The sequence below is a fragment of the Pseudogracilibacillus sp. SO30301A genome, from assembly GCF_037072025.1.
Lineage (GTDB): Bacteria > Bacillota > Bacilli > Bacillales > Amphibacillaceae > Pseudogracilibacillus.
On the sequence record NZ_JAXHDD010000020.1, the window covers coordinates 15,279 to 38,767 of the forward strand.

The window sequence follows — 23,489 nt, forward strand, 5'->3', positions numbered from 1 at the left end:
AGAAGGTATGTCGTTGAACGGGAAATTACGTTTATACTGCTTTGCTTTCGTCTACGATAAAGTTAATTGCTTTTTTAATTTTCAGGTCTTCTTTAAGTACGTCTGCATTCCCACCGAGCATGCCGAGGATTTGATCTTTTTCCATATTATATAGTGATGCCATTTCTTCTAATTCTTGATCAATATCTTCTTCTGAAACTTCCAATTTTTCTTCTTCAAGAATAGCCTCAAGCGTTAGGTTAGTTTTCACACGCAATTCCGCATCATTTTTCATTTGCTCTTTTAATTCGTCTTCAGATTGACCGGAGAATTGGAAATAGTTATCGATTGTCATTCCTTGCATTTGTAACTTTTGTTCAAACTCTTTCATCATTTGGTCAAGTTCTGTCTCAATCATCGCTTTCGGAATGTCAATTTCAGCATTCTCAGTCACTTTTTCAATAAGCTGTTCACGCTTTTTGTTTTCAGCTTGCTGCTCTTTCTCTTTTTGAAGTTCTTCTTTTTTCTTTTCTTTTAACTCTTCTAGTGATTCAACATCTTCATCTACGTCTTTTGCAAAATCATCATCTAGTTCAGGTACTTCTTTTTCTTTTATTTCGTGAATATTCACCTTAAATACCGCTTCTTTTCCGGCAAGGTCTTCTGCATGGTAATCAACAGGGAAAGTGACATTTATTTCTGTATCTTCACCTGATTCTTTCCCGATTAACTGCTCTTCAAAACCTGGAATAAATTGTCCAGATCCTATTTCTAATGGATGGTTTTCTCCTTTTCCACCTTCGAAAGCCTCACCGTCTAGGAACCCTTCAAAATCAATTACGACTGTGTTTCCTTCTTCAACTGTACCTTCTTCTTTCAACACAAGTTCAGCTTGACTTTCTTGTAAAGCTTTCATCTCATTTTCAATATCTTCTTCAGTTACTTCAACAGATTCTTCCTCTACTTCTAGCCCTTTATATTCACCTAGCTTTACTTCTGGCTTTACTGTTACTTCACAAGTAAAAACAAGGTCTTTTCCGCGCTCAATTTCTTCAATATCAATTTGTGGTTGATCGACAGGGAAAATTCCCGTTTGATTAATAGCATCATTATAGGCCGTTGGTAAAACCATATCCACAGCATCTTGATATAATGATTCAACACCAAAACGATTTTCAAAGATTTTACGTGGAATTCTTCCTTTTCTGAATCCAGGTAATGTAACATCTTTAACTACTTTTTTAAATGCTTGATCCAATGCTTGTTCAAATTCATCTGCTGGGACATTAATTGTTAGGATTCCTTCATTTCCTTCTTTTTTCTCCCAATTTGCTGATACTGCCATTTTATTCCCTCCAACTAATTGTAAACTATATATTTCATTACTATTCATGTTTATTAATTTCGTTTTTATTCAACCATTTTAGTATAACATAATGGTAATTCCATTCAAATAATATACATTATTACTAATCTAAGCAAATAGTTAAATATAGTTCATTCGATAGCTTGATCAAATCAACATAGTCATGCACTTTATTTTTATTAGTCATTTCTCCATATGGTAGTGATAAATTTTCATTTCCTAATAAAATTAGCGCATTTTTAACATCTATTATGTCACTCGTTGGGTAAAATTTCGGATATTGAATATAACTAAATTGATAGAGTAGTTCCTTCACTTGTATATAAAGTGTAGGATTTTCTTGTTCAAGATTTTGTAATTGCTGCAATGTATTTAAATAAATAGGATGTTCTGATACTTTTTGCAATTTCTTTAGTTCTATCGAATGATTTTCTCCAAATTTCTCCACCATCACGCTTGATTTAAAATTACTATCTATTAGTAATTCAATAATCTGTGTTTTGATTGCAGGATGAATTTCTTTTTCTTTTAATAAATTTAAAAACATTTCTGGTGGGTCAATGTTTAATTCTTTCCATTTATTAATTATATACCATTGTCTATGATGATTATCCTCTTTAACTGCACCATGAAGTTCAGCAATTAATTCATCCGAGCGAGCACTATTCATTTGATAAGCTAACCGGTACAAGTCCCTAAACTTTTTTCTAAAGTTATCTGGTATTGTACTTCTTTTTTCCTCAGCATTAATTAGATCAATAATATAAGGAAACTTATTAGTTTCATATAATATCATAATATAATAATCTAAGTAATCATAATAGTGGGAATCATTATAATCTGTCAATAGATTTTCACAAAATTGTTCTGCATCTGTCAGCTGATTTAATTTAATTAAACAAATTAACTTACTTATATGAATTTCATAGGTAGAGATTTGATGCGTTAGCAAAAATTTTAGTTTTTCAAGCGCTTGTTCATAATCTTGTTGATGAATTAGTTCAAAGCTCTCACGTTCCGCCTTTTCTAATTCATTTCTTAGTGTTGGAAATAAAATGATATTGTTTGTGTTGCTCATTCATCCCCACCTCATTTCGTTAGGTTTTAAGCCATCATTTTGTTTTATTCATCTGTTTTCTCTTTTTCCATCACATTTTTACTGCCACTGTAAAGACCACTTGCAGATAATCCAAGTACTAATCCAACTAGAACCCCTTCTTTTATACTACTACTAAAATAGAATACACCAAAAAGGATTCCAAGTAAAACCGCAAGAAAGGGAGAATATTTTGTTTTAAGTCCAGCCATTTTAAACAATTGTACAAGTCCCGTAATTACAGGAACGACAGCAATATCGTATATTTCAAACATGAAAACACCTCCTATCATACTATATGCCTGTTTCATATAGAATGAACGGATAATATAGTGTAAAATCAAAATTCAATTAACTCACCACTCATGTTGAAATATCGGATTTATCCTGTAGAATAATAGATATGACAAACCTAATTCATACAAACTTTGAAATCAATTTTCAAGGAGGAATTTCTGATGGCGAAAAAAGTACTTATTTTAATTGGTGATGCAGTAGAATCGCTGGAGATTTATTATCCGTATTATCGTTGTTTAGAAGAAGGTATTGACGTAACAATTGCAGCTTCTGAAAAAAGAAAAATCCACACTGTCGTTCATGATTTTACAGATTGGGAAACGTACACGGAGAAACCTGGTTATCTAATTGATTCCCACATTGCTTTTGCAGATGTAAATCCAGATGATTATGATGGGTTAATAATCCCTGGCGGTCGTTCACCTGAACACATTCGTATGAATGAACATGTACCAAAAATCGTAAGTCACTTTTTTGAAGCAAATAAACCAATTGCCTCTGTCTGTCATGGAAGTCTTGTTTTAACTATGGTTCCTGAACATATTAAAGGGCGTGAAATGACCGCTTATATCGCTTGCAAACCTGAAGTAGAGGCAGCTGGCAGCAAATATATTGATGAACTACTACATGAAGATGGAAATCTAGTTTCAGGACATGCATGGCCTGATCTTCCTGGTTTGATGAAAATGTTTCTTGAGCAGTTGAATAGATAGAATTAGATGGAGAGCCGTGCTAAACAGCTCTCTTTTTTTCTCCACAAAACAAAAGTACAGTAGCGGAACACAATGTCATATACCACCTGTTCAACAGGTGGCTTGATTTAGCCCTATAAGAGCATGTTACTGGCAACGCCTTAAAGGCGTAGTTTCGCAAGCCTTTCTTTGCTAGATTATTTCAACTTATCCTCTATCATATCTGCATCATTTTTATTTTTTATATACTTCTTGATCACTTCTTCATTTCAACTGTATCAACATAATATCCTCTCACCCAAAAGTTTCGATTCCCTTTTCTTTTATATTCTGGGTGGCGGTCAAATATCATTAAAGCACTTTTCCCTTTCAAATATTTATAGAAAGATTTCCATAAAGATAGTCCATAAATGTCGATACACTTAATTTAGGTGGGATTTTAACACATAAATGTACATCATCTATAGATACACTTCCCTCCACTATTTCAATTCCTTTATACTCACAAAGCTTTCTGATTATTATTTCTCGAACATCTTCCCTTAGTTTTCCATACATTGTTCTGCGTCTGTACTTAGGTATAAATACTATATGATACATGCCATTTCACTTTGTATGTGATAAACTTGATTTATCCATTTGTGGATGTCCTCCTCTGCTTGACATTGGCTTGCGAAACCTTTGTCATTATAGCAAAGGAGGACTTTTTATCATACGTAAAGGTACTACCGTTTCTGTTCCCTCACGCGAATCGTGGGGCTTGATCTGGAGTTATTATTGCCGTGTAATAAACACTTTTAATTTAGGCTGTAATCCTTGTTGTACGACACGGATAAGAAGTTGAACTTCCTTTTACGGTTAAATCACCTTGCTTTACGGTTTAAATTTTAGTTTGTACGGATAAATTCCCGAGTTTCTATTACGATAAATCGCATTCTGTACGGACAAACCATCATTCTTCACGGAAATTGCGTAGACGGGATCGTCCATCCCTGATTCTTCCGAGTCCCCACTTTGGATCATGAACCCCGGAATCACTTGGTGAAAAATTAACCCGTCATAAAAACCGTCTTCCACTAAAATTATTTACCGTGTTATGAACAATATTTAGATACAACACAATCTGCACCTCTCTGCCACTTTCCATCGTCATAGTTACAATAAGGATGTCATCAGTTGCTGTTGTTTTTTCTTTGTTAACTCTTCTTCAGTCGCTTCTCTGTTGTCTGCTTCTTCTGTAGCTTGCTCGTTCCTTCATCAGCTGTATCATCCGACAGTGTGCCACCACCGCAAGCGACTAACTAGCCATAATGTATGAACTTATGAGCATGTATACATATCTATTCATTTTGTTTGCCTCCTAAAGTGCTATTTTTCTAAAACATTTTAACTTTTTTAGGGAAAAGAATGCGAAAGAAAACATGAAAAAAAGACAGTGTCAAAAGTCTATACATCATTGGTATTACAAGATGTATAAGTGACTAGATTACATAAAACAAGTAAACCCACAAGGTAGATCTTAATTTCGTTTCCAAAAAAGTAAAATTAATGCAGAAATAAACGTGATGAGTGCTATATATAAAAATACGTCTTTTAAACCTGCTTGTTCAGCGACAACTCCAGCTACAATTGGTCCTATCAATATACCAAGAGCATAAAAAGACTGATAATATCCCATGGCAGACATTTTTAAATCGTTCGGGCTTATTTTGACTACTTCACTTAATAACAATGGAAAAATGAAGCCAAGTGCAAGACCCAATCCGGCATGGTATAAACTAATTGATAGGAGCGAGTTTGCAAATGGGATACAAATTAAAAACAGTGCAGTAAAAATAAAACTTACCACCAATACCATACGATTATATTTCGGGTCTAAATTAAATACCATTAATCCTAAAGATATTAACGCATGAGGGATAAAAAAAGCACACATTAACCAAACAAAATTATGTTCACTGATTCCGATCGATACAGCCATAAGAGGGCTAAACCCAAAAATAGTAATGAATAATACGGCATGGGCAATAAGGGACAAAAAGGTAACCATTTTTAAACCAGAAATAGAATTTGTACTTTTTAGATACTCTTTTACATTTAACTCTGTCTTATCTTGATTTTTCACGTCAACTTCTTTGATATTCCAAGCAAAATAAATTCCTAATAAAGAGGTAATTGCCCCTAACCAAAACGGAAAATTCCACCCAAATAAATGAATAAGAAACCCACTGACAGCCATACAGATTAACTGTGTAGTTACTGTATTAAACTGCATTGTTCCCATTGCTTTTGCGGCTTTATCTGGAGTAAAATAATAAGAATATAGCACGGTCGCCATAACCCACATAGAAGCTGTAATACCAGCTAACAATCTGGCGAATAATACAAGTAAAAAAGCTTCAAAATAAATAAGAATGAAGCAGCTCAAAAATGCACAAATAAATCCACCAATTAGTAAATGCTTCCGAATTTTATGTAAAACATCTGATAAAATTCCTAAAGGAAGACGGAATACAATTTGAGTAACTCCATAAGCCCCTAGTATAATCCCAATTGCAGAGTAAGAAAACCCAATATTTTCTAAATACACACCAAATAATGGAACATAAATATAAATGGAAAACCAAAAACAAAATACCGCAAGATTAAAATTAATATGAGATTTTAAGGAAATTTGCCTGCTATATGTTAGTGAAATTTGTGCGATAAGTAACACCCCCGATTAAACATACTTTTTAATAGAGAAAGGCGTAAGAAGATCCTACGCCATTATGCCTTGTGTGTAAAACCAAACTCAACCATTTTGCCATTAACTGTTTCTTTGATTGCATCTCGACCCGGTCCCATATTTTTAGGTGGGTCGTACCCTTCTGTATCTTCTGCCAATACTTCTCTAATTTTCCTCGTTTAAACAATTTGATTCTCAGTATTCACGTTTATTCTTGCACTTCCAATGAAAACCGCCCATTGAATATTTTTTAACGGTATTCCTGTCCCGCCATGCAGTATAAGGAGAAGCCCTGTTAATTTCTGTACTTCTTCCATACGATCAAAGCCTAAGTTTGGCTCTCCTTTGTAAGACCCACGCACTGAACCTAATGAAGGTACCATACAACCTAAGTTCCCGGAATTTATAACGAGTTCAATTTGAAAATGCTGTAATATCAAGGTCTCATCGTAAATTTGTTCATGAATCCACCGTTATACTTTAAACATTTGTAACAATGGAACTTTCCAGTATTTACGCGGGGTTTCGAAGTTTATCGTTACACAATCCGGGAATCCAGGATACAAGCGACATTTGTTTCTCTAACTATTAGGTCACATTCAGACGGGATGGCAACAATCAGATCAACTTCTTGCCCACCAATTAGACCAAGTTCCGCTTCTACGAAAATACCGTGAATATGCGCGAATATGCGCTAGTTCCACAACTTTTTTCGTTAATGCAATATTATCATCAAGTGGTAGATGGGAACCATCGATCATCACCGAAATAAAACCTGCATGAATAGCTTCTGCGCATTTTTCATAACTTGAGCTATGATCCAAATGTATCGCAACCGGAACCGTTGTTTTATACTCTTCTATTAGTGCTTTTACCATCGATCCTACGACTTTAATATCACCCATATATCTTCCGGCATCTTCTGAAACACCAAAATGACAGGTGCTTTTTCTTCATCTACAGCTCGCAGGATTGCTTGTGCGTACCCTAAATTATTTACATTAGACTGTAAGCAGCATACTTATTATCTCAGACCTTATTTAACATTTCCCTCATCGAAACTAAAGGCATGTAACACTCCTTTGTTTTAAACGTAGAATTAGTTTAATTTTATTAATTGAATGATTCGATCTCCAACCTCATTTGTTTTGGCTATTCCACCAAGATCTGGAGTTAGTACAGTCCCCTCAACCATTATTTCTTCAATCGTATCCAATATTTTCTTGCCAAGATCTTCACGCCCGAAAAAGTCAAACATCTGACTGACAGACCATATCGCTGCAAGTGGATTTGCAATTCCTTTTCCAGCAATATCAGGAGCTGAACCATGTACCGGTTCAAACATGGATGGAAATGTTCGTTCAGGATTAATATTAGCTCCAGCTGCAAGTCCCATACCACCCGCAAGAGCAGCTCCGACATCTGTTAAAATATCTCCGAATAAATTGGAGGTAACGACCACTTCAAATCTTCCCGGATCTATAATCATATGCATAGCTGCGGCATCAACTAGATAAGAATATGTTTCAACCTCTGGGTATTCTTTGCCAACCTCTTCAAAAACTTCATCCCAAAAAACCATGGAATAATTTAACGCATTTGCTTTACTTACGCTCGTTAATGTTTTATTTTCTTGCTTTGCAATTTCAAATGCATGGCGGATAATTCTTTCTGTACCTTTACGGGAAAATATTCCGGTTTGAAGAACCACTTCTTCTGGTTTTCCTTTAAATAACCATTCACCCGCACCTGCATATTCACCTTCACTATTTTCCCGAATAAAAAGCATATCAATATTTTCACTCGTACCATGGCCAATAGGACATTTTGCTCCGCCCAATAGTTTAATAGGGCGTAAATTTACATATTGATCAAATTGCTTACGAATGATTAATAGTAAATCCCATAATGAAATATGGTCAGGGACACCAGGGTAACCGACTGCTCCTAAATAAATAGCATCAAATGATCTTAGTTGTTCTATTCCATCATCAGCCATCATTTTTCCATGCTCTAAATAATACTCACAGCCCCAAGGAAACGATGTAAATTCAAAAGCGATGTTACCATCTAACTCCGCAACCTTCCGCATTACTTTTATACCTTCATTTACAACTTCTGGTCCTATTCCATCTCCCGGAATAACTGCAATTCGTTTTGTGACCATTTCGTACCACCCTTTTTTCAATCATTCTACTTTACTACTCTTCTAAATTAACCACAACGGTAATCGTTTCTACTAATTCTTGAATTGCATAGGCAGGTCCTTCTTTCCCATTTCCACTTTCTTTTACACCACCATATGGCATTTGATCTGTTCGGTAGCAACAAGTGTCATTAATAACGACCCCACCTACCTCAAGTAAATATGGAATCTGGTAGGAAAGATTAATGTCAGAAGTATAAATACCAGCTTGCAAACCATATTTAGAGTCATTTACAAGATTAATAGCTTCTTCCAAAGTGCTGTAAAATGTCACAGAAACAACTGGAGCAAATAACTCTTCATCTAAAACTTTCATGCCTTTCTTCACATTTGTTAGAACGGTCGGCTGGAAAATGTTTTTTGTCCGAATTCCACCTATTAAGACAATCGCTCCATCTGCCTTTGCTTCTTCTACCCATTGTTCGACTCTTTCCGCCTCTTTTTCATTAATCATTGGACCAACGTTCGTTTTCGGATTTAATGGATCGCCAACTTTTAATTGATCAACTTTTTCTAAAAATTTATCCATAAACTCATTTTTTATATCTTCATGAACGAATATTCGTTGTACAGAAATACAAATTTGACCAGCATGAGCAAAAGCCATTTTTGCTAACTTTTCAGCTGCTTTATCAATATCGGCATCATGGTGGACAATGGTCGCAGAATTAGAACCTAATTCAAGCGTGGCTTTACGCAAACCAATTGTTTTTTGAATATGTTTTCCAACTGCTGGGGAACCAGTGAACGTATAATGTGCAATTCGCTCATCATTTAAAAGTTGTTCACCAACCGTACGGCCTCCCCCAATAAGACATTGAACGAATCCTTTTGGCACTCCTGCTTCTTCGAGTAATTCACATAAACGAATAGCAAGACTAGGTGTTTCAGAAGCAGGTTTAATAATGACTGGATTTCCAGCAGCAAGTGCCGGAGCAACTTTATGCACAACCAAATTCAACGGAAAATTAAATGGTGTAATCGCCGCCACAACTCCTACTGGTTTCTTAATCGTGTAGAGAAAACGGCCCTCAGTATTATAGTTTGGAATAATTTCACCGACTAGTTTCTTTGTCTCATCAGCAGCAATTTGAAAAGTAGAAGCCGACCGGCTGACTTCTACTAACGCATCAGTAATCGGCTTTCCACCTTCTTTGGCGATAATTTCTGCATATTCTTTTTTACGCTCATTCAGTAAGGAAGCAACTTTCATTAATACATTGTATCTTGCTTCGGGAGAGAAAGTAGTATTCTTATGTGCATCAACAGCTGCTTCCACAGCTTTATTTACTAACTTCTCATCTGCCACACATGTAACTGCATATAACTCACTTGTATATTTATTAAACACTTTCTGTTTTTCTTCAGTTTCTATCCATTCACCGTCAATAAATAATTTTTCTTTTTTTACATCCGTGATCATACAAAAACTTCCTTTCGTGTACTATTTTTTCCTTAAAGCTTCTTTAACAGTTGTAATAATATGTTTCGGGGCGATCTCAAATTTATCAAGTAATTCTTCGTTCGGTGCAGATTCTGAATTTCGATCTTTTACACCTACACGTAACATTGGAACTGGCTTTTCTTCTACTAAAACTTCTGCAACGGCACTACCGAGACCACCATAAATGCTATGTTCCTCAGTAGTTACAATAACGCCTGTTTTTTCAGCAGCTTGAACTATTGCCTCATTATCCAATGGCTTAATCGTTGGCATATGAAGTACAGCGATCGATAATCCTTCTTTTTCCAATGTCTCAGCAGCTTCAATAGCACGACTTGTTTGAGTTCCAGTTGAGATAATAGTTAGATCAGTTCCTTCTTTTAATGAGACTGCTTTTCCAATTTTGAAATCGTAATCTTCATCAAAAATAACTGGATATGGATCACGAGCTAGACGTACATAAACAGGTCCATCATAGGTATGAGCAAATTCCATCATTTTTTTCACTTCCACACTATCAGCTGGTGCTAGTACTGTCATATTAGCAAGAGAACGGAATATCGCAATATCTTCTAAAGCTTGGTGTGTTTTTCCAGTTAATCCCGTAAGTAAACCACTATAAGCTCCAAACATCTTCACATTTAATCGCGGTTGAGCAATTTGCACTTGTATTTGATCGATTGCGCGCTTTGACATAAATGCTGCAAATGTAACAGTCCACGGTTGTAAACCAGTAGTTGCAAGTCCAGAGCACACACTTAACATATTTTGTTCGGCAATACCCATTTGTAAAAATTTATCTGGATTTTTTAGCGCCACTCCGTCAATTTTTGTGGAATTGGCAAGATCACCATCCACCACATATACTTTTTCATCTTCTTTTGATAGTTCTAATAACGTTTCTCCGAAGACATCTCTCATCGTTTCTTTTTTTTCTGACAATAAACTAACCATTTTTATCCCTCCACACTTAATTCTGTTAATGCATCATGTAACTCTTCATCTGTTGGTACACGAGAATGCCACAGGAATTCATTCTCCATAAAGCTTACGCCTTTACCTTTAACTGTATTGGCAATAATAATGGTCGGCTTCCCTTTAACTTCCTTTGCTAATTTAAATGCCGCTTCTATTTCATTGAAGTTGTGTCCATCGATTGTGATAACATTCCATCCAAATGCTTCCCATCTTGTTTGAGGTTCATTGACTGGGATTTTCCGATTCCCTTCTTCTGCATTCCATCCAAATTGTTGGAGTTTATTATAATCTAGAATAACGACTAAATTATCTAGTTTATATTTTGGAGCTATGTCTGCCGCTTCCCAAACTTGCCCCTCTTGTGACTCACCATCACCAATAATGCAATACGTACGGAAATATTTCTTTTGTAATTTAGCTCCTAGAGCGATTCCAACTGCTGCGGAAATTCCTTGCCCTAATGAGCCCGTTGACATATCAAGCCCTGGTAAAGTATTCATATCCGGGTGAGCTTGAAGTCGAGAATTTAGAGCATCAAACGTCTTTAATTCTTCAACCGGCATAAAACCTCTCAATGCCAAAACAGAGTATAATCCAATTGCTGAGTGTCCTTTTGAGAGAACAAAGCGATCACGATCTTCCCCTCTAGGATTTGATGGATCGATATTCATTTCTTTAAAATATAAATAAATTAAGAGATCGATAGCCGACATCGGTCCACCAACATGACCTGCACCTGCATAGTGAACTGTTTCAATAATTTGACGTCTTGCTTGGGTTGCCTTTTTTGTTAACTCTTCTGTTGATAAAGTCATTTAAAATCCTCCTTAAAAATATATTTAGTAAAATTTTGGTTAAGCGCTTTACTGAATTTTCAAATAGTAACAAGATAAACGAATTTATCTTGTATTATTAGATCAATTATTTATTTTAATAGGTCGACCTTTTTGATAAGATTGTTTTGCCGCTTTTGCAATTATTTCAGCTCGTAATCCATCGTTACCATCACAAAGTAATGGAGTACCATTTTGTATTGAATCAATAAATGCTTGTGTTTCTGTTATATATGCATCTTTATAACGTTCTAAAAAGAAATGTTTCAGTTTATCTTTATGAACACCATCACTCGTGCTTAATTCAACGGTTGTTGGTCGGTCATTTTCACAAGTAAGATTACCTTTATCGCCAAAAACTTCTACACGTTGATCATACCCATATACTGCTTTTCTACTATTATCGATGACACCTATTGCTCCATTTTCAAAGGTTAACGTAGTGATTGCAGTATCAATATCGCCTACCTCGCCAATTGCGGGATCAACGAGATTTGCTCCTACTGCAAAAACTTCAACTACTTCACTATTTGCAAGATAGCGTGCCATATCAAAATCATGGATCGCCATATCGAAAAATAGACCACCCGAACCCCTAATATATTCTACTGGTGGTGGCTCAGGATCTCTTGATGTAATTTTTATGACATGCGGATTCCCAATGACACCCTTTTTAACAGATTCATGGATTCGTAGGAAGTTACGATCAAATCTACGGTTAAATCCAACTTGAAATTTTACACCTGCTTTTTCAACTGCATTTAAAACTTCTTTTGTTTCATCAATTGAAAAACTAATCGGTTTTTCACAAAATATATGTTTTCCATTTTTCGCCGCTTCTATAATGATTTCAGCATGTGTATTCGTTGGAGAACAAACGAAAACTGCATCGATTTCTTCATCCTTAATAATATATTCGTAGTTTGTTACGACTTGTTCAATTCTAATTTCTTTTGCCCAATCTATTACATCGTCAATAAAAATATCTGAAATTGACTTAAGTCTTACATTTGAAAAGTGAATGATATTTTCGGCGTGCAGTCTACCAATTCTACCTGCACCAATGATACCGATTGTTGTATTTTTCAATTGGTTTCACACTCCTTTTTAAATATGTCTATTCAACCCATACCTATTTCTCGTAAGTAATTTCTCGTTCGTTTCGCAATTGGTAATGGCTTTTCAAACGGAGTTGGATACATGTCTTGTTCTACAATAATCCATCCATCAAAATTTGTTTTCTTAAGTAGTTGAACAAATTTGCTCATATCAACAATCCCTTTATCTGGCTCTACCATTACACCTTCTTGAACCGCTTTTGCCAATGACCAATCATTTTGTCTTACAGCTTCAAGAACAGATGAATCACAATTTTTCAAGTGGATATATGAAATCCTTTTATAATGCTTTTTCATAAATTCGATAACATCTCCGTCCATATAGGCATGATGACCAGTATCAAAACAAAGATTAATAGTCGTTCTTTTTAAGAATTCTTCAATTTGTTCTTCTGTTTCAATATGCGTTTGTGAATGTGGATGAAAGACAACTTCTAAATCATATTTATTTTTTGCATGATTATTTATTTTTTCGATATTTTGATAAAATATGTCTTTTTCTTCTTTATTTAATTCTTTTTTACGGATTTGTTCTCCTGTAAATAAATCTGTGTAACAAGCATCGATAAGTACGACATATTTTGCCTCTTCAAACTGAGTCTGTAATGATGCCATTTCATCCAGCTGTGCTATCATATTATTCGTATTATCAGGACAAGTTAGATCGTCCATTAATGTTGTTGATATTAATTGAATATTTCTTTTATCTAGTTCATTTTTCAATTTCTGCACCTTATTTGGCATAAACCCCCACGGCCCTAACTCCATACCAGTGTAACCTGCAATTGCCATTTCATCTAAACATCTTTTCCAAGACATCTGTTTATCATCTTTTGTAAACCATATTCCCCAGGAAACGGGAGCAGTTCCTATTTTACATTGACTCAAATTGCATTCCCCACTTTTTTATATAAATACCCAACTATTCAATTCTGACGACTCGAGAATTGCTTCAATAATTCGATCTACTTTAAAACCAAAGTTAAAATCACAAATATAAGAAGTGCCTTTTGTAATGCTTGATAGTACTTCATGCGTTTCTAGTGTTTTAAAATCATTGAATCCAATTGCTATACCAGGTGCTGGTTGAAAAGCACTATAACCTTCATGGTCATTTCCAAGTAGTACTCTTCTAAATCCTCTATCTACACTATCATCTTTAGTAAAGTAAACATGAACATCGTTGAGGTTTTCTAAAGTATAATGAACCGTTCCTTTCGTTCCTTGAATTTCAAAACTTAAGTGGTTTTTTCTTCCTGTTGCTATTCTACTAGAACTTAATGTTCCGATTGCGCCATTTTCATATTGTGATAATAATATAACGACATCATCATTTTCAACCGTTTTCGTTTCTGTAGAGTTAAGTCGTACAGGTCTTTCTTTAATGACAGTTCGAGTTAAAGCATTAACTGCTTTCATATCTCCTAAAATAAACTGTAGGACGCTAAATAAATGAGAGCCTAAATCTCCTAAAGTGCCACTACCAGAGATTTTCTTTAGATGGCGCCAAGAGATTGGAATTTGTTGATCCAGAAGAGCATCCTGGTCATATGTACCAGAAACTTTTGTTATTTCACCTAATTTTCCATCTTGAACTAATCTTCTAATATATTTTGTTGCTGGATTCATCACATTATTAAAACCTACATAATTAACAAGCCCTTTTTCTTTCGCTAAATTTGCTAACTCTTTTGACTGTCCTGCTGAAAGACTAAGAGGTTTTTCGCAATATACATGTTTATTATTTAATAGAGCTTCCTTTGCAATTTCATAATGAAAAGCATTAGGTGTAGTAATATCTACTAAATCAACATCTTTATCTGTTACTACATCATGCCAATCTTTACTATATCGTTTAAAACCGAATTGTTTTTTTACTTTTAAAGCACTTTCTTCAGTAATATCTGAAACCATTTCAAATACAGGTTTTCCATATTCTTCACCAAAATGATATAAAGCATTTAAAAAAGATTTTGAATGGGATTTCCCCATCCATCCTGTACCAACTAATCCAATTCTTACCTCTTTCAAAGTAAACACCTCTTTGTTGAATAAAGGATTTTGAACACATCTGACACACTACAAGATGTGTTCAAATATCCCCTTCAGTAATTATTTACTTAATTGATCATTTACTTCATCTAATTTTTCTTGTGCATTTTCACTTGTAATTAAATCAATCCCACTGTCAATCTTCTCATCAACTGTTTCACCATTAATCGCTCTTATCGCATTTTCAACTCCAATATATGCCATTTGATACGGTAATTGCTGAATTACTGCATCTAATTCACCTTGAGAAATCGATTTTAACGCATCACTCGTACCGTCAATGCCAATTACCGGAATTTCTAAGTTGCTTGTGTTAATTGCCTGAAGTGCTCCCAAAGCCATTTCGTCATTCGCTGTAAAGACCCCTTTAACATTTGGGTGTGCAGTGATTATGTTTTCCATAACGTTAACAGCTTTTGTTCTATCAAAATCAGCTGCTTGAACTGTAACAACTTTAAGACCATGTTCCTCAAGTTGGTCTTTAGCACCAGAAACTCTTGCTTCATTTTGTGCAGCTCCTGACACCCCTTCAATAATTGCAACTTCTTCACCTTCAGACAATAATGAAGTTAAGTACTCACCTGCTTTTTGACCTGCAGTATAATTATCTGTTCCAATATACGTTACTTTATTTTCCCAATCTAAATCTGTATCAATGAGAAGTACTGGGATATCTGCATCACTATATTTAGATAGCGTTGGTATAACTGATCCAGTACTTGGCATTAACACTAAAGCTTCCGGGTTTTCAGTTAATAAATCTTCTAAAATATTGATTAATTCTTGCTCTTGTGTTTGCGTAGATGCAGCAAGGAATTTTCCATTAACATCAAAATCTTCAAACGCTTGTTTTGCTCCAGCTTCTGCCAATTTAAAATATTCAGCGTCAGATCCTTTTAAAACAACCGCAATTGTTGGTTTGTCACTATCGTTATCAGTGCTCTCGTCTGCTGATTCATCATTTTCGTTACTACTTGAACCACTACTACACCCAGCTAGTAATATTAGAGCTGCAATAATTACTAGAGACAATGTTAAAAAATATTTTTTTTTCATTTGTTTCACTCCTCGTATTATTTTTCTGGATAAACCATAATTTTAATTGCTTCACCTTTTCTCATAGTTTTAATTGCTTCATGAATATCTCTTAATGATGTTCTATGAGTAATAAGACTTTCAAGGTTTAAAATATTAGCTTCTAAAATTTTAATTACTTTAGGAAAATGATTTTTTTGAATAATTGTACCCATAACAGTAATTTCTTTTTTAGTTATTTCACACTGTTTAATCGGACGATTGGCATTTTCATTCATACCAACCAATAAAACTTTACCACCTTTCCGAACAAGTTCTATTGTTTGATCAAATAGTACACCAACACAGTCGATAACAATATCTGCCCCAACTTTGGTTATATCTTGAACTAATTGTTCAACATTCTCTTTAGTCGGATTAATGATATGTGTTGATCCCGACTTTTTCGCATGTTCTAGACGATAATCAGATAAATCAACTGTTATTATTTGACCAGCACCTGCCACCTTTTGAACTTGAGTAAACAGTTGTCCCATTGGACCTGCTCCTAAAATTACAACATTGTCACCAGGTTGTGTTTGGATCTTCTCACTACCATTAATTACACATGAAAGCGGTTCAGCCAAAACAGCTATTTCAACTGGTACTTTCTTCGATATTTTATAGACATTTTTAGAAGGAACCACACTATAGGAAGCCCAGCCACCATCTTTAAAAATTCCAATTGTGGAAAAGTTTTCACAAACATTTTGAATACCTGTTTGACAGTAATAACAATGTCCGCAAACTGTTGTCGGGTCAATAATTACTCGATCGCCAACTTCGACATTTTGAACATTATTACCAATTTCAATAACTTCACCAATATATTCATGTCCTTGAATAATACCAGGAGTTGCAGGGTGTGTAGGAGGGTCTGATAAAATATGAATATCAGATCCACATATACTTGCTACCTCTACCTTAATTTTCACTTCATCAGCATTAGATAATTCTGGTATATCTACTTCTTTCAATGTTAACTTTCCTACATCTTCAAAAATTGCTGATAACATAACTTTTTCTCCTTATAAATAATTTAATTACTTAACATTCCCTGTAATACTTGCACTGTACGTTCACAGTAAAGATATAAATCATCCATTGATTCCTTATTAGCTGCGAACGGGTTTGCTCCAGGTGCCATACACTCAAGAACAAGAGGCCCATCATAATTGATTTCCTTTAGTTTTGAGAATACTGCTTCAAAATCAATATGACCAAATCCTACACCTTGCCGATTATTATCTGCAAGATGAAAGACCCCTAATTTATCAGATACATTTTCAATTGCGTAAAGCATATCAACTTCTTCAATATTCATATGATATGTGTCCACAAGCATTTTCACACTCGGGTGATTTAATTCATTTACAAAACGATAAGCATCTTCGGCTGTATTTAAAATAGAACTTTCATAACGGTTAACTGGTTCTATAATTAATTCAACATTTTCCAATTTTGCTGTTTCGCATAATTGTTTCACTGAATCAATTGCCCAATCCCAATCTTCCGTTCCTTTGCCAATAAGGTGCGTCTTTCCAACAGCGGATGGACAAATTACAATGTATTTTCCACCGAATTCGTTACAAACTTTAATTTGTTCTTTAAAATATTCAACTGCAATTTTTCGATTGGTCGGATTACCATTAGCCAAGTCTTTTGTTTCATCCGGCCAAGCAGCATCACCTGTAAGTCCATCAATTTTTAATTGTAAATCGTTTACAATTTGTTTAATTTTCTCTGTATGAGTAAGTGCCATCGCTGCTTGAAGTTCTATCGCATCATAACCACTTTTTTTGATGAATTTAAGAACTCTTTCAATTGGTTCATCCCCAAAAATCCAACTACATATCGATAAATGCATGAATCACACCCCATAGTTAATATTAATTATTTAAATAACCTTCTACTTCATGAATTCTTTGCTCTACATTGTCTTTTGTATAAACCTCGGCACCTGAATCAATACGTTTTTCTACCGACTCACCTTTAATCGCTTTTACAGCTGATTCCACCCCTAAATAACCCATTCTATACGGATCTTGGGCTATATTAGCTACCATTTGACCATCTACAACTGCTTGCAGACCATCTGGAGTACCATCAAAGCCAATTAAAGGAATATGTGTACTATCTTTATTTTCTAACCCTTTAAATGAACCCAAAGCCATTTCGTCAGAAGTTGCGAATACCGCTTTGATATCTGGATCTGCTGTGAGAACGTTTTCGACAATATTAACCGCTTTTACACGATCACTTTGAGCGTCTTGAACGATAAATTCAATGTTCTTACCTTCTAAAGCTGCTTGGAAACCTTCAGTTCTTTCATCATGAACTTTTGCTCCCATTTGGCCGCGAACGATCAGAACTTTATCACCATCATTTAATCGATCACTAATATACTCTCCACCTTTAAATGCAGCTTCATAGTTTTCTGTTCCGATAAAACTTACCCTATCCTCAAATTCATTTACATTTGCATCAGCCAAAACTACTGGAATATTGGCATTGTGTGCCTTTTGAAGCGCTGGTAACATCGCCTCGGGAAGACTTGGTGCAACAACGAGACCATTTACTTTAGTGGAAATTAAGTCTTCAACCATTTTTACTTGCTGTTCATATAAGGTTTCCTCCGCTGGTCCAAGAATTTCAATTTCAACACCTAATTCCTTTGCTGCATCTTGAGCTCCAGCCATATGGATTTTCCAATACTCAGAACTTAAAGTCATTAGAACTACACCAATTTTCAAATCTTCTTCATTTGTTTCTTCTGTTGATTTTTTTTCATTTCCTTCATTACTAGAATTATTAATTGAACTAGAACTATCATTTGATGAACATGCAGTCAACATAAGCAGTGCAGTTATAAAAACAAATAACATTTTTTTCCTCATCTTAACACTCCTCGTATATTTATCAAAAATATTAAATAAAAATATCCATGTAAATTACATAAATTAATTCCTTCCCCTTTCAAGTGTATAAAATTAATTACATGGAAAATATTTATTTTTAAATTTTATTTTTTAGAGCGTCTACGTAAAACATCAACGAACACAGCTAAAATAATTACAATACCAATGACAACTGTTTGAACATCAGTAGATGTACCAAGTAAGTTAAGACCATTACGTAATACAGCAATAATCATCGCCCCAATTAAAGTACCCCAAACTGTTCCAACCCCACCGAAGAAGCTTGCACCACCAATGATTACAGCGGCAATAGCATCCAATTCATATGTTAATCCAGCTATTGGAGATGCTGCGTTTGTTCTTCCAATAAGAACTAATCCAGCAAGACCAGCCATTAATCCACTTATTGTATAGACTTTAATTAGTACACGGTCTACTGGGATTCCAGAAAGTCTTGCAGCTTCTTTATTTCCACCAATTGCATAAATATATCTTCCTGTTGCTGTTCTAGTAAGGAAAATATGGAAAATAATACTCACAACTATAACTAAAATAAAACTCACAGGAACAAAACCTACATTTGCTTGACCTGTAAAATTAATTACATATGCAAATCCAAAGATTGGTGTAGCACCAGTAATGATTAATGCAAGTCCTCGAAAAACATTCATCGTACCCAATGTTGAAATAAACGGATGAGGTAATCTTAATTTCGTCAATAACAATCCATTTAATAAACCTGCTAGAGCACCAACTAATAAACAAACAAATATTCCTAAAACTGGGGGCATGCCCCACATCACTGTTACAACACCTGTTACGACGATAGAGAATGCTAGTATTGATCCAACAGATAAGTCAATACCAGCGGTTAAAATTGGTAATAACATACCCATTGAGATTAGTGCGTTAATGGATGACTGTCTAGCTATATTCATTAGGTTGTCTAATTTAAGGAAACTTGGTGATAAAATAGCAAGAGTAATAGATAGTATTATCAAACCAAATAAAGCACCAAATTTATTAACAATATATTTAAAGTCGTATTTATTTTTTTTCTTTTCTTCCACATCACCTTGCTGAATGACTTCAGTTTGTTCTTTCATTATTATTTAACCTCCTGTCGCAGCTTTCATAATTACTTCTTGATCTGCTTCATCTCTGCTTATATCCGCTGTAATTTTTCCTTCATTCATCACGAGAATTCTATCTGAGATACCGAGAATTTCGGGTAACTCCGAAGAAATAACAATAACACCAGCGCCATTTTCAACTAAATAGTTCATTAAATTGTACACTTCGACTTTTGCGCCCACATCAATTCCCCTAGTTGGTTCATCGAAAATAAAAACTCTTGCATCTGTAAACAGCCATTTTGCTATTACTACTTTTTGTTGATTTCCACCGCTTAAATATCTTGCTAAAAGATTTACGTTATTAGGTCTAATACTTAAGTCTTTAACATATTTATCTGTTACGTCTTTTTGTGATTGTATATTTATAAGACCGTTCTTCTTAACTTTATTTATCTTGGCAATCGTGTTATTGAAAATTAACGATTGATCAAGAAATAAGCCTTCTTCTTTTCTATCCTCTGTAATAAATGCTAAGCCTGCCTTAATTGCATCGATTGGATGACGAATCTTTTGTTTTTCTCCTGCAATATATACATCACCCGATACAATTGGGTCTGCTCCAAATATTGCTCGAGCAAGTTCCGTCCGACCTGCACCAACCAGTCCCGATATTCCTAATATTTCACCTTGATTAGCTGAGAAGTTTATCTCCGGTGAGTCTTCCGTTAATTTTAGATTTTTTACAGTTAATATTTCTTTCCCTTTTTTAAAATCAATTTTGGGGAATTTATTATCCAATGAACGACCTACCATGAGTGCAATCATTTCATCAATGGAAGTAGTTTTAGTTTCAACTGTTTTGATTTTATGTCCATCTCGTAAGATTGTAATTCGATCACTAATCCGTTTTATTTCTTCAAGACGGTGTGAAATATATATAATCGTCATTCCTTGTTCTCTTAATCTTTCAATAGTAGCTAATAATTGCTCAGCTTCACGTTCACTTAAACTTGATGTCGGTTCATCCATAATAATCAGTTCACAATTTAGCGATAGCGCTTTAGCAATTTCAACTAATTGTTGTTGTCCGACCCCTAAATTTTGTACTAATTCTTCCGGGCTAACATTTTGTCCTAACCGTTCCATTAACTCTTTAGCTTCTTTCCTCATTGCGGAACGATCTAGTAATGATAATTTACTGCCTTTTTTCATTTCATGTCCTAAAAAGATATTTTCCATAATTGAAAGTTGAGGTATTAAGTTAAGCTCCTGATAGATTGTTCCAATACCTGCATCAATGGAGTCACTCGGTTTAGTTACCGCGAGCGGTTTCCCCTTCCATATCAACTCTCCAACATCTTTCTCATAGGCACCAGTGATAATTTTAATAATTGTAGATTTTCCAGCACCATTTTCACCTAAAAGAACATGAACCTCACCAGGCTTTACATCAATATTAATGTTATATAGTACTTGAACCCCTGAGAAAGACTTATTAATATCCTTTAATTCTAGTATCATACCAACTCACCCCTAACTACATATCTTACATTCCTTTTTAATCAATAATAATTGTACTTCCTGTATCTAATGATTTAATACAAGCTTCTATTGCCCTCATATTTTTAATCGTATTGTCTTTTGTATAAATTGGCTCCTTATTTGTTAATACACAGTCCGAAAAATGCTCAACTCCAAGCGTATAACTGTGACCATAAATAATTTCTTCGCGTTTTAAACCATTTTTATTAGTTACAGTTATAATTCCCTCGCCATCGGTTTGAGTTATAAACGCTTTCGAGACAGTGATCGTACCTTCCGTTCCTATAACTTCATACATATGGCGGCTTGGCATATCCATTGCACAATCAAAATATGCTTGTACTCCGTTACCAAGTTCCATCACCACTATTGCTGAGATATCTACATCATAGCCTGTTAAATTTTTAGAAATTGCTTTTACAAATTTTGGTTCACTATTTGTAATTGTTCTAATCGCATGGATACTGTAACAACCAACATCGTAAATGCTACCTCCACCAAGGTTTCGATTCATTCGGAAATTTCCTACAATTTCATTTAATAAAAATGAAAAACTTGAATGAATAAGTTTTATTTCACCTATTTCGTCTGTTGCAATAATATCGCGTACTCTTTTATGTTGAGGGTGAAATTGGTACATAAACGCTTCCATAAATATTACATTATGTTCCTCACATACCTTTATCATTTCAATCGTTTCTTTTTCTGTTAAAGATGCTGGCTTTTCGCACAATACATGTTTACCAGCTTTTGCGACTTCTTTTACCCATTTTGAATGAAGGCTATTAGGTAGTGGGACGTAAACTATGTCGATATCAGAATCTTCTAATAATGATTCATAAGTACAATAAGCTCTAGGGATTTGAAACTTTTCTGCTACGATACGTTCTTTTCCATTTTGACTTGCAATTGCAAGTGCATTTGCATTTTTTGATTGTAGGATTGCTGGTATCATTTGTTCTTGTGCAATTGATGCAGTACTCAAAATCCCCCAATTTATTTTAGATGTTGTCATACTATAAACCTCCTGATTTTTTTATCATTTTATTCGGTTTAATGTTTCAACAACACTGTTTCCCCGTTATTAAACGATCTCGTTGCCGCGATAGAAATATCAAGTGCCTTTTTCCCATCTATTGCGGTACATAATGGTTGTTCATCGTTACGAACTGCCTCAATAAAGTGCACCATTTCAAATAAATATGCATCCTTAAATCTCGTCGGAAAATCTTGAACTAGATCATGACTAGTTTCGTTTGTCTTAAAAAGTTTAATATCATTTTGGCGCATGGAACCGATTTGGATTGCACCATCTGTTCCAACAACTTCACCCCGAATATCATAGCCATAAGGAGCTACTCTCATCGTTTCAATATCTCCTACAGCACCAGATTTAAAACGAATTATGGACATCCCTTGATCCACATCATGATAATTTTCCATAAACTGATTTGACTCTAGTAAAATATTTCCGCTTGAATGAATCGAATGAACGTCATCATTCATTAAGAATCGGGCAATGTCATAATCGTGAATTGCTACGTCTAAAAATATACCGCCACTATATTTAATAAACTCTTCATGTGGAACATTACCGTCTCTACTTACCCCTTTAAAATAAAGTGGTTTTCCAATATCGCCAGCATCTATTCTTCTTTTCGCCTCCACATATGCTGGATCAAATCTTCTCATGAAACCAACTTGGCAACAAATATTATTTTCTTCAATAACTTGAATTACCTCGTCCGCCTCTTCTATATTTTGTGTTAAAGGTTTTTCAACAAAAACATGTTTCCCATGTTGTGCAGCTTTTTTTATCATATCTGCATGTGTACTCGTTGGTGTAACGATGATAACTGCATCGATGTTCTCATCTTCAAAAGCATCATTCGGGTTCTCGGACCAGCTAGCTACTTTTAAATCCCGTGCAACTTGTTCCGCTTTTCCTTTTAATGGATCGATTACTTTATCAAGTTTTGCACCTTGGACTTTTGATGCGATATTTTCAGCATGCCAATATCCAAGCCGACCAAGACCTAAGACTGCACAACGTATTTCTTCCTTCATTTTTTGCCCTCCATTACTTAAGC

General features: G+C 34.8%; 21 protein-coding genes and 3 pseudogenes. 1 reads left to right on the forward strand and 23 read right to left on the reverse strand.

Annotation, left to right across the window (positions count from 1 at the left end):
- Positions 1-31: 31 nt before the first annotated feature.
- The 3 genes from tig to SPD89_RS11250 form a co-directional block, all read right to left on the reverse strand.
- The gene (gene tig / locus SPD89_RS11240) at positions 32-1,324 is read right to left on the reverse strand and encodes a trigger factor (RefSeq protein ID WP_336262049.1); all 1,293 of its coding nucleotides are present in this window, start codon (positions 1,322-1,324) and stop codon (positions 32-34) included.
- 124 nt (positions 1,325-1,448) lie between these two features.
- On the reverse strand, positions 1,449-2,423 hold the full coding sequence (locus tag SPD89_RS11245; protein WP_336262050.1) for a tetratricopeptide repeat protein: 975 nt from the start codon (positions 2,421-2,423) through the stop codon (positions 1,449-1,451).
- 44 nt (positions 2,424-2,467) lie between these two features.
- Positions 2,468-2,716 carry a hypothetical protein gene (locus tag SPD89_RS11250; protein ID WP_336262051.1) on the reverse strand — a complete coding sequence of 83 codons (249 nt, stop codon included), beginning with the start codon at positions 2,714-2,716 and terminating at the stop codon, positions 2,468-2,470.
- 183 nt (positions 2,717-2,899) lie between these two features.
- On the opposite strand from SPD89_RS11250, the gene SPD89_RS11255 reads away from it, so the two are divergent.
- On the forward strand, positions 2,900-3,451 hold the full coding sequence (locus tag SPD89_RS11255) for a DJ-1/PfpI family protein (protein ID WP_336262052.1): 552 nt from the start codon (positions 2,900-2,902) through the stop codon (positions 3,449-3,451).
- A 176-nt stretch (positions 3,452-3,627) separates the two neighbouring features.
- On the opposite strand, the pseudogene tnpA reads toward SPD89_RS11255, so the two are convergent.
- The 20 genes and pseudogenes from tnpA to SPD89_RS11350 all read right to left on the reverse strand — a co-directional run bounded on the left by tnpA (position 3,628) and on the right by SPD89_RS11350 (position 23,466).
- Positions 3,628-4,030, reverse strand: a pseudogene (gene tnpA / locus SPD89_RS11260) (IS200/IS605 family transposase).
- Between the two features lie 273 nt (positions 4,031-4,303).
- Complete coding sequence (locus SPD89_RS23060; RefSeq protein WP_442961134.1) at positions 4,304-4,507, reverse strand: peptidylprolyl isomerase; 204 nt, start codon at positions 4,505-4,507, stop codon at positions 4,304-4,306.
- Positions 4,508-4,949: 442 nt separating this feature from the next.
- Positions 4,950-6,146, reverse strand: a complete 1,197-nt coding sequence (locus tag SPD89_RS11265) for an MFS transporter (protein ID WP_336262053.1) — start codon at positions 6,144-6,146, stop codon at positions 4,950-4,952.
- A gap of 194 nt (positions 6,147-6,340) precedes the next feature.
- Positions 6,341-6,598: pseudogene (locus SPD89_RS23065) on the reverse strand (class II fructose-bisphosphate aldolase); the annotation flags it as partial.
- A 119-nt stretch (positions 6,599-6,717) separates the two neighbouring features.
- A pseudogene (locus tag SPD89_RS11275) lies at positions 6,718-7,229 on the reverse strand (class II fructose-bisphosphate aldolase); the annotation flags it as partial.
- A 28-nt stretch (positions 7,230-7,257) separates the two neighbouring features.
- The gene (locus SPD89_RS11280) at positions 7,258-8,325 is read right to left on the reverse strand and encodes a tartrate dehydrogenase (protein WP_336262054.1); all 1,068 of its coding nucleotides are present in this window, start codon (positions 8,323-8,325) and stop codon (positions 7,258-7,260) included.
- A gap of 34 nt (positions 8,326-8,359) precedes the next feature.
- Positions 8,360-9,787, reverse strand: coding sequence for an aldehyde dehydrogenase family protein (locus SPD89_RS11285; RefSeq protein WP_336262055.1), 1,428 nt, complete (start codon positions 9,785-9,787; stop codon positions 8,360-8,362).
- A 21-nt stretch (positions 9,788-9,808) separates the two neighbouring features.
- Entirely contained in the window at positions 9,809-10,762 is a 954-nt protein-coding gene (locus SPD89_RS11290) for a transketolase family protein (protein ID WP_336262056.1), read from the reverse strand.
- 2 nt (positions 10,763-10,764) lie between these two features.
- Complete coding sequence (locus SPD89_RS11295; protein WP_336262057.1) at positions 10,765-11,601, reverse strand: transketolase; 837 nt, start codon at positions 11,599-11,601, stop codon at positions 10,765-10,767.
- A gap of 102 nt (positions 11,602-11,703) precedes the next feature.
- Positions 11,704-12,708 carry an inositol 2-dehydrogenase gene (gene iolG, locus SPD89_RS11300; protein ID WP_336262058.1) on the reverse strand — a complete coding sequence of 335 codons (1,005 nt, stop codon included), beginning with the start codon at positions 12,706-12,708 and terminating at the stop codon, positions 11,704-11,706.
- Positions 12,709-12,740: 32 nt separating this feature from the next.
- The gene (locus SPD89_RS11305; RefSeq protein WP_336262059.1) at positions 12,741-13,625 is read right to left on the reverse strand and encodes a sugar phosphate isomerase/epimerase family protein; all 885 of its coding nucleotides are present in this window, start codon (positions 13,623-13,625) and stop codon (positions 12,741-12,743) included.
- An 18-nt stretch (positions 13,626-13,643) separates the two neighbouring features.
- Positions 13,644-14,768, reverse strand: coding sequence for a Gfo/Idh/MocA family protein (locus tag SPD89_RS11310; RefSeq protein ID WP_442961135.1), 1,125 nt, complete (start codon positions 14,766-14,768; stop codon positions 13,644-13,646).
- Between the two features lie 81 nt (positions 14,769-14,849).
- On the reverse strand, positions 14,850-15,845 hold the full coding sequence (locus tag SPD89_RS11315) for a sugar ABC transporter substrate-binding protein (RefSeq protein ID WP_336262061.1): 996 nt from the start codon (positions 15,843-15,845) through the stop codon (positions 14,850-14,852).
- 17 nt (positions 15,846-15,862) lie between these two features.
- Positions 15,863-16,879: a zinc-dependent alcohol dehydrogenase gene (locus SPD89_RS11320; protein ID WP_336262062.1), complete on the reverse strand. Its 1,017-nt coding sequence runs from the start codon at positions 16,877-16,879 to the stop codon at positions 15,863-15,865.
- A gap of 23 nt (positions 16,880-16,902) precedes the next feature.
- The gene (locus SPD89_RS11325) at positions 16,903-17,730 is read right to left on the reverse strand and encodes a sugar phosphate isomerase/epimerase family protein (protein ID WP_336262063.1); all 828 of its coding nucleotides are present in this window, start codon (positions 17,728-17,730) and stop codon (positions 16,903-16,905) included.
- A 22-nt stretch (positions 17,731-17,752) separates the two neighbouring features.
- The gene (locus tag SPD89_RS11330) at positions 17,753-18,760 is read right to left on the reverse strand and encodes a sugar ABC transporter substrate-binding protein (RefSeq protein WP_336262064.1); all 1,008 of its coding nucleotides are present in this window, start codon (positions 18,758-18,760) and stop codon (positions 17,753-17,755) included.
- Positions 18,761-18,885: 125 nt separating this feature from the next.
- Positions 18,886-19,887, reverse strand: coding sequence for an ABC transporter permease (locus tag SPD89_RS11335; RefSeq protein WP_336262065.1), 1,002 nt, complete (start codon positions 19,885-19,887; stop codon positions 18,886-18,888).
- Positions 19,888-19,893: 6 nt separating this feature from the next.
- Positions 19,894-21,378: a sugar ABC transporter ATP-binding protein gene (locus tag SPD89_RS11340; protein WP_336262066.1), complete on the reverse strand. Its 1,485-nt coding sequence runs from the start codon at positions 21,376-21,378 to the stop codon at positions 19,894-19,896.
- A 37-nt stretch (positions 21,379-21,415) separates the two neighbouring features.
- A complete protein-coding gene (locus SPD89_RS11345) occupies positions 21,416-22,414 on the reverse strand; it encodes a Gfo/Idh/MocA family protein (RefSeq protein ID WP_336262067.1) in 999 nt (332 codons plus the stop codon).
- A 38-nt stretch (positions 22,415-22,452) separates the two neighbouring features.
- The gene (locus SPD89_RS11350) at positions 22,453-23,466 is read right to left on the reverse strand and encodes a Gfo/Idh/MocA family oxidoreductase (RefSeq protein ID WP_336262068.1); all 1,014 of its coding nucleotides are present in this window, start codon (positions 23,464-23,466) and stop codon (positions 22,453-22,455) included.
- Positions 23,467-23,489 lie beyond the last annotated feature (23 nt).

Bases quoted from the DNA above. Each gene is read 5' to 3' on its own strand.
- tig (WP_336262049.1), bottom strand. From the start codon at position 1,324: ATGGCAGTATCAGCAAATTGGGAGAAAAAAGAAGGAAATGAAGGAATC.
- SPD89_RS11245 (WP_336262050.1), bottom strand. From the start codon at position 2,423: ATGAGCAACACAAACAATATCATTTTATTTCCAACACTAAGAAATGAA.
- SPD89_RS11250 (WP_336262051.1), bottom strand. From the start codon at position 2,716: ATGTTTGAAATATACGATATTGCTGTCGTTCCTGTAATTACGGGACTT.
- SPD89_RS11255 (WP_336262052.1), top strand. From the start codon at position 2,900: ATGGCGAAAAAAGTACTTATTTTAATTGGTGATGCAGTAGAATCGCTG.
- SPD89_RS11280 (WP_336262054.1), bottom strand. From the start codon at position 8,325: ATGGTCACAAAACGAATTGCAGTTATTCCGGGAGATGGAATAGGACCA.
- SPD89_RS11285 (WP_336262055.1), bottom strand. From the start codon at position 9,787: ATGATCACGGATGTAAAAAAAGAAAAATTATTTATTGACGGTGAATGG.
- SPD89_RS11290 (WP_336262056.1), bottom strand. From the start codon at position 10,762: ATGGTTAGTTTATTGTCAGAAAAAAAAGAAACGATGAGAGATGTCTTC.
- SPD89_RS11295 (WP_336262057.1), bottom strand. From the start codon at position 11,601: ATGACTTTATCAACAGAAGAGTTAACAAAAAAGGCAACCCAAGCAAGA.
- SPD89_RS11315 (WP_336262061.1), bottom strand. From the start codon at position 15,845: ATGAAAAAAAAATATTTTTTAACATTGTCTCTAGTAATTATTGCAGCT.
- SPD89_RS11320 (WP_336262062.1), bottom strand. From the start codon at position 16,879: ATGTTATCAGCAATTTTTGAAGATGTAGGAAAGTTAACATTGAAAGAA.
- SPD89_RS11325 (WP_336262063.1), bottom strand. From the start codon at position 17,730: ATGCATTTATCGATATGTAGTTGGATTTTTGGGGATGAACCAATTGAA.
- SPD89_RS11330 (WP_336262064.1), bottom strand. From the start codon at position 18,760: ATGAGGAAAAAAATGTTATTTGTTTTTATAACTGCACTGCTTATGTTG.
- SPD89_RS11335 (WP_336262065.1), bottom strand. From the start codon at position 19,887: ATGAAAGAACAAACTGAAGTCATTCAGCAAGGTGATGTGGAAGAAAAG.
- SPD89_RS11340 (WP_336262066.1), bottom strand. From the start codon at position 21,378: ATGATACTAGAATTAAAGGATATTAATAAGTCTTTCTCAGGGGTTCAA.
- SPD89_RS11345 (WP_336262067.1), bottom strand. From the start codon at position 22,414: ATGACAACATCTAAAATAAATTGGGGGATTTTGAGTACTGCATCAATT.
- SPD89_RS11350 (WP_336262068.1), bottom strand. From the start codon at position 23,466: ATGAAGGAAGAAATACGTTGTGCAGTCTTAGGTCTTGGTCGGCTTGGA.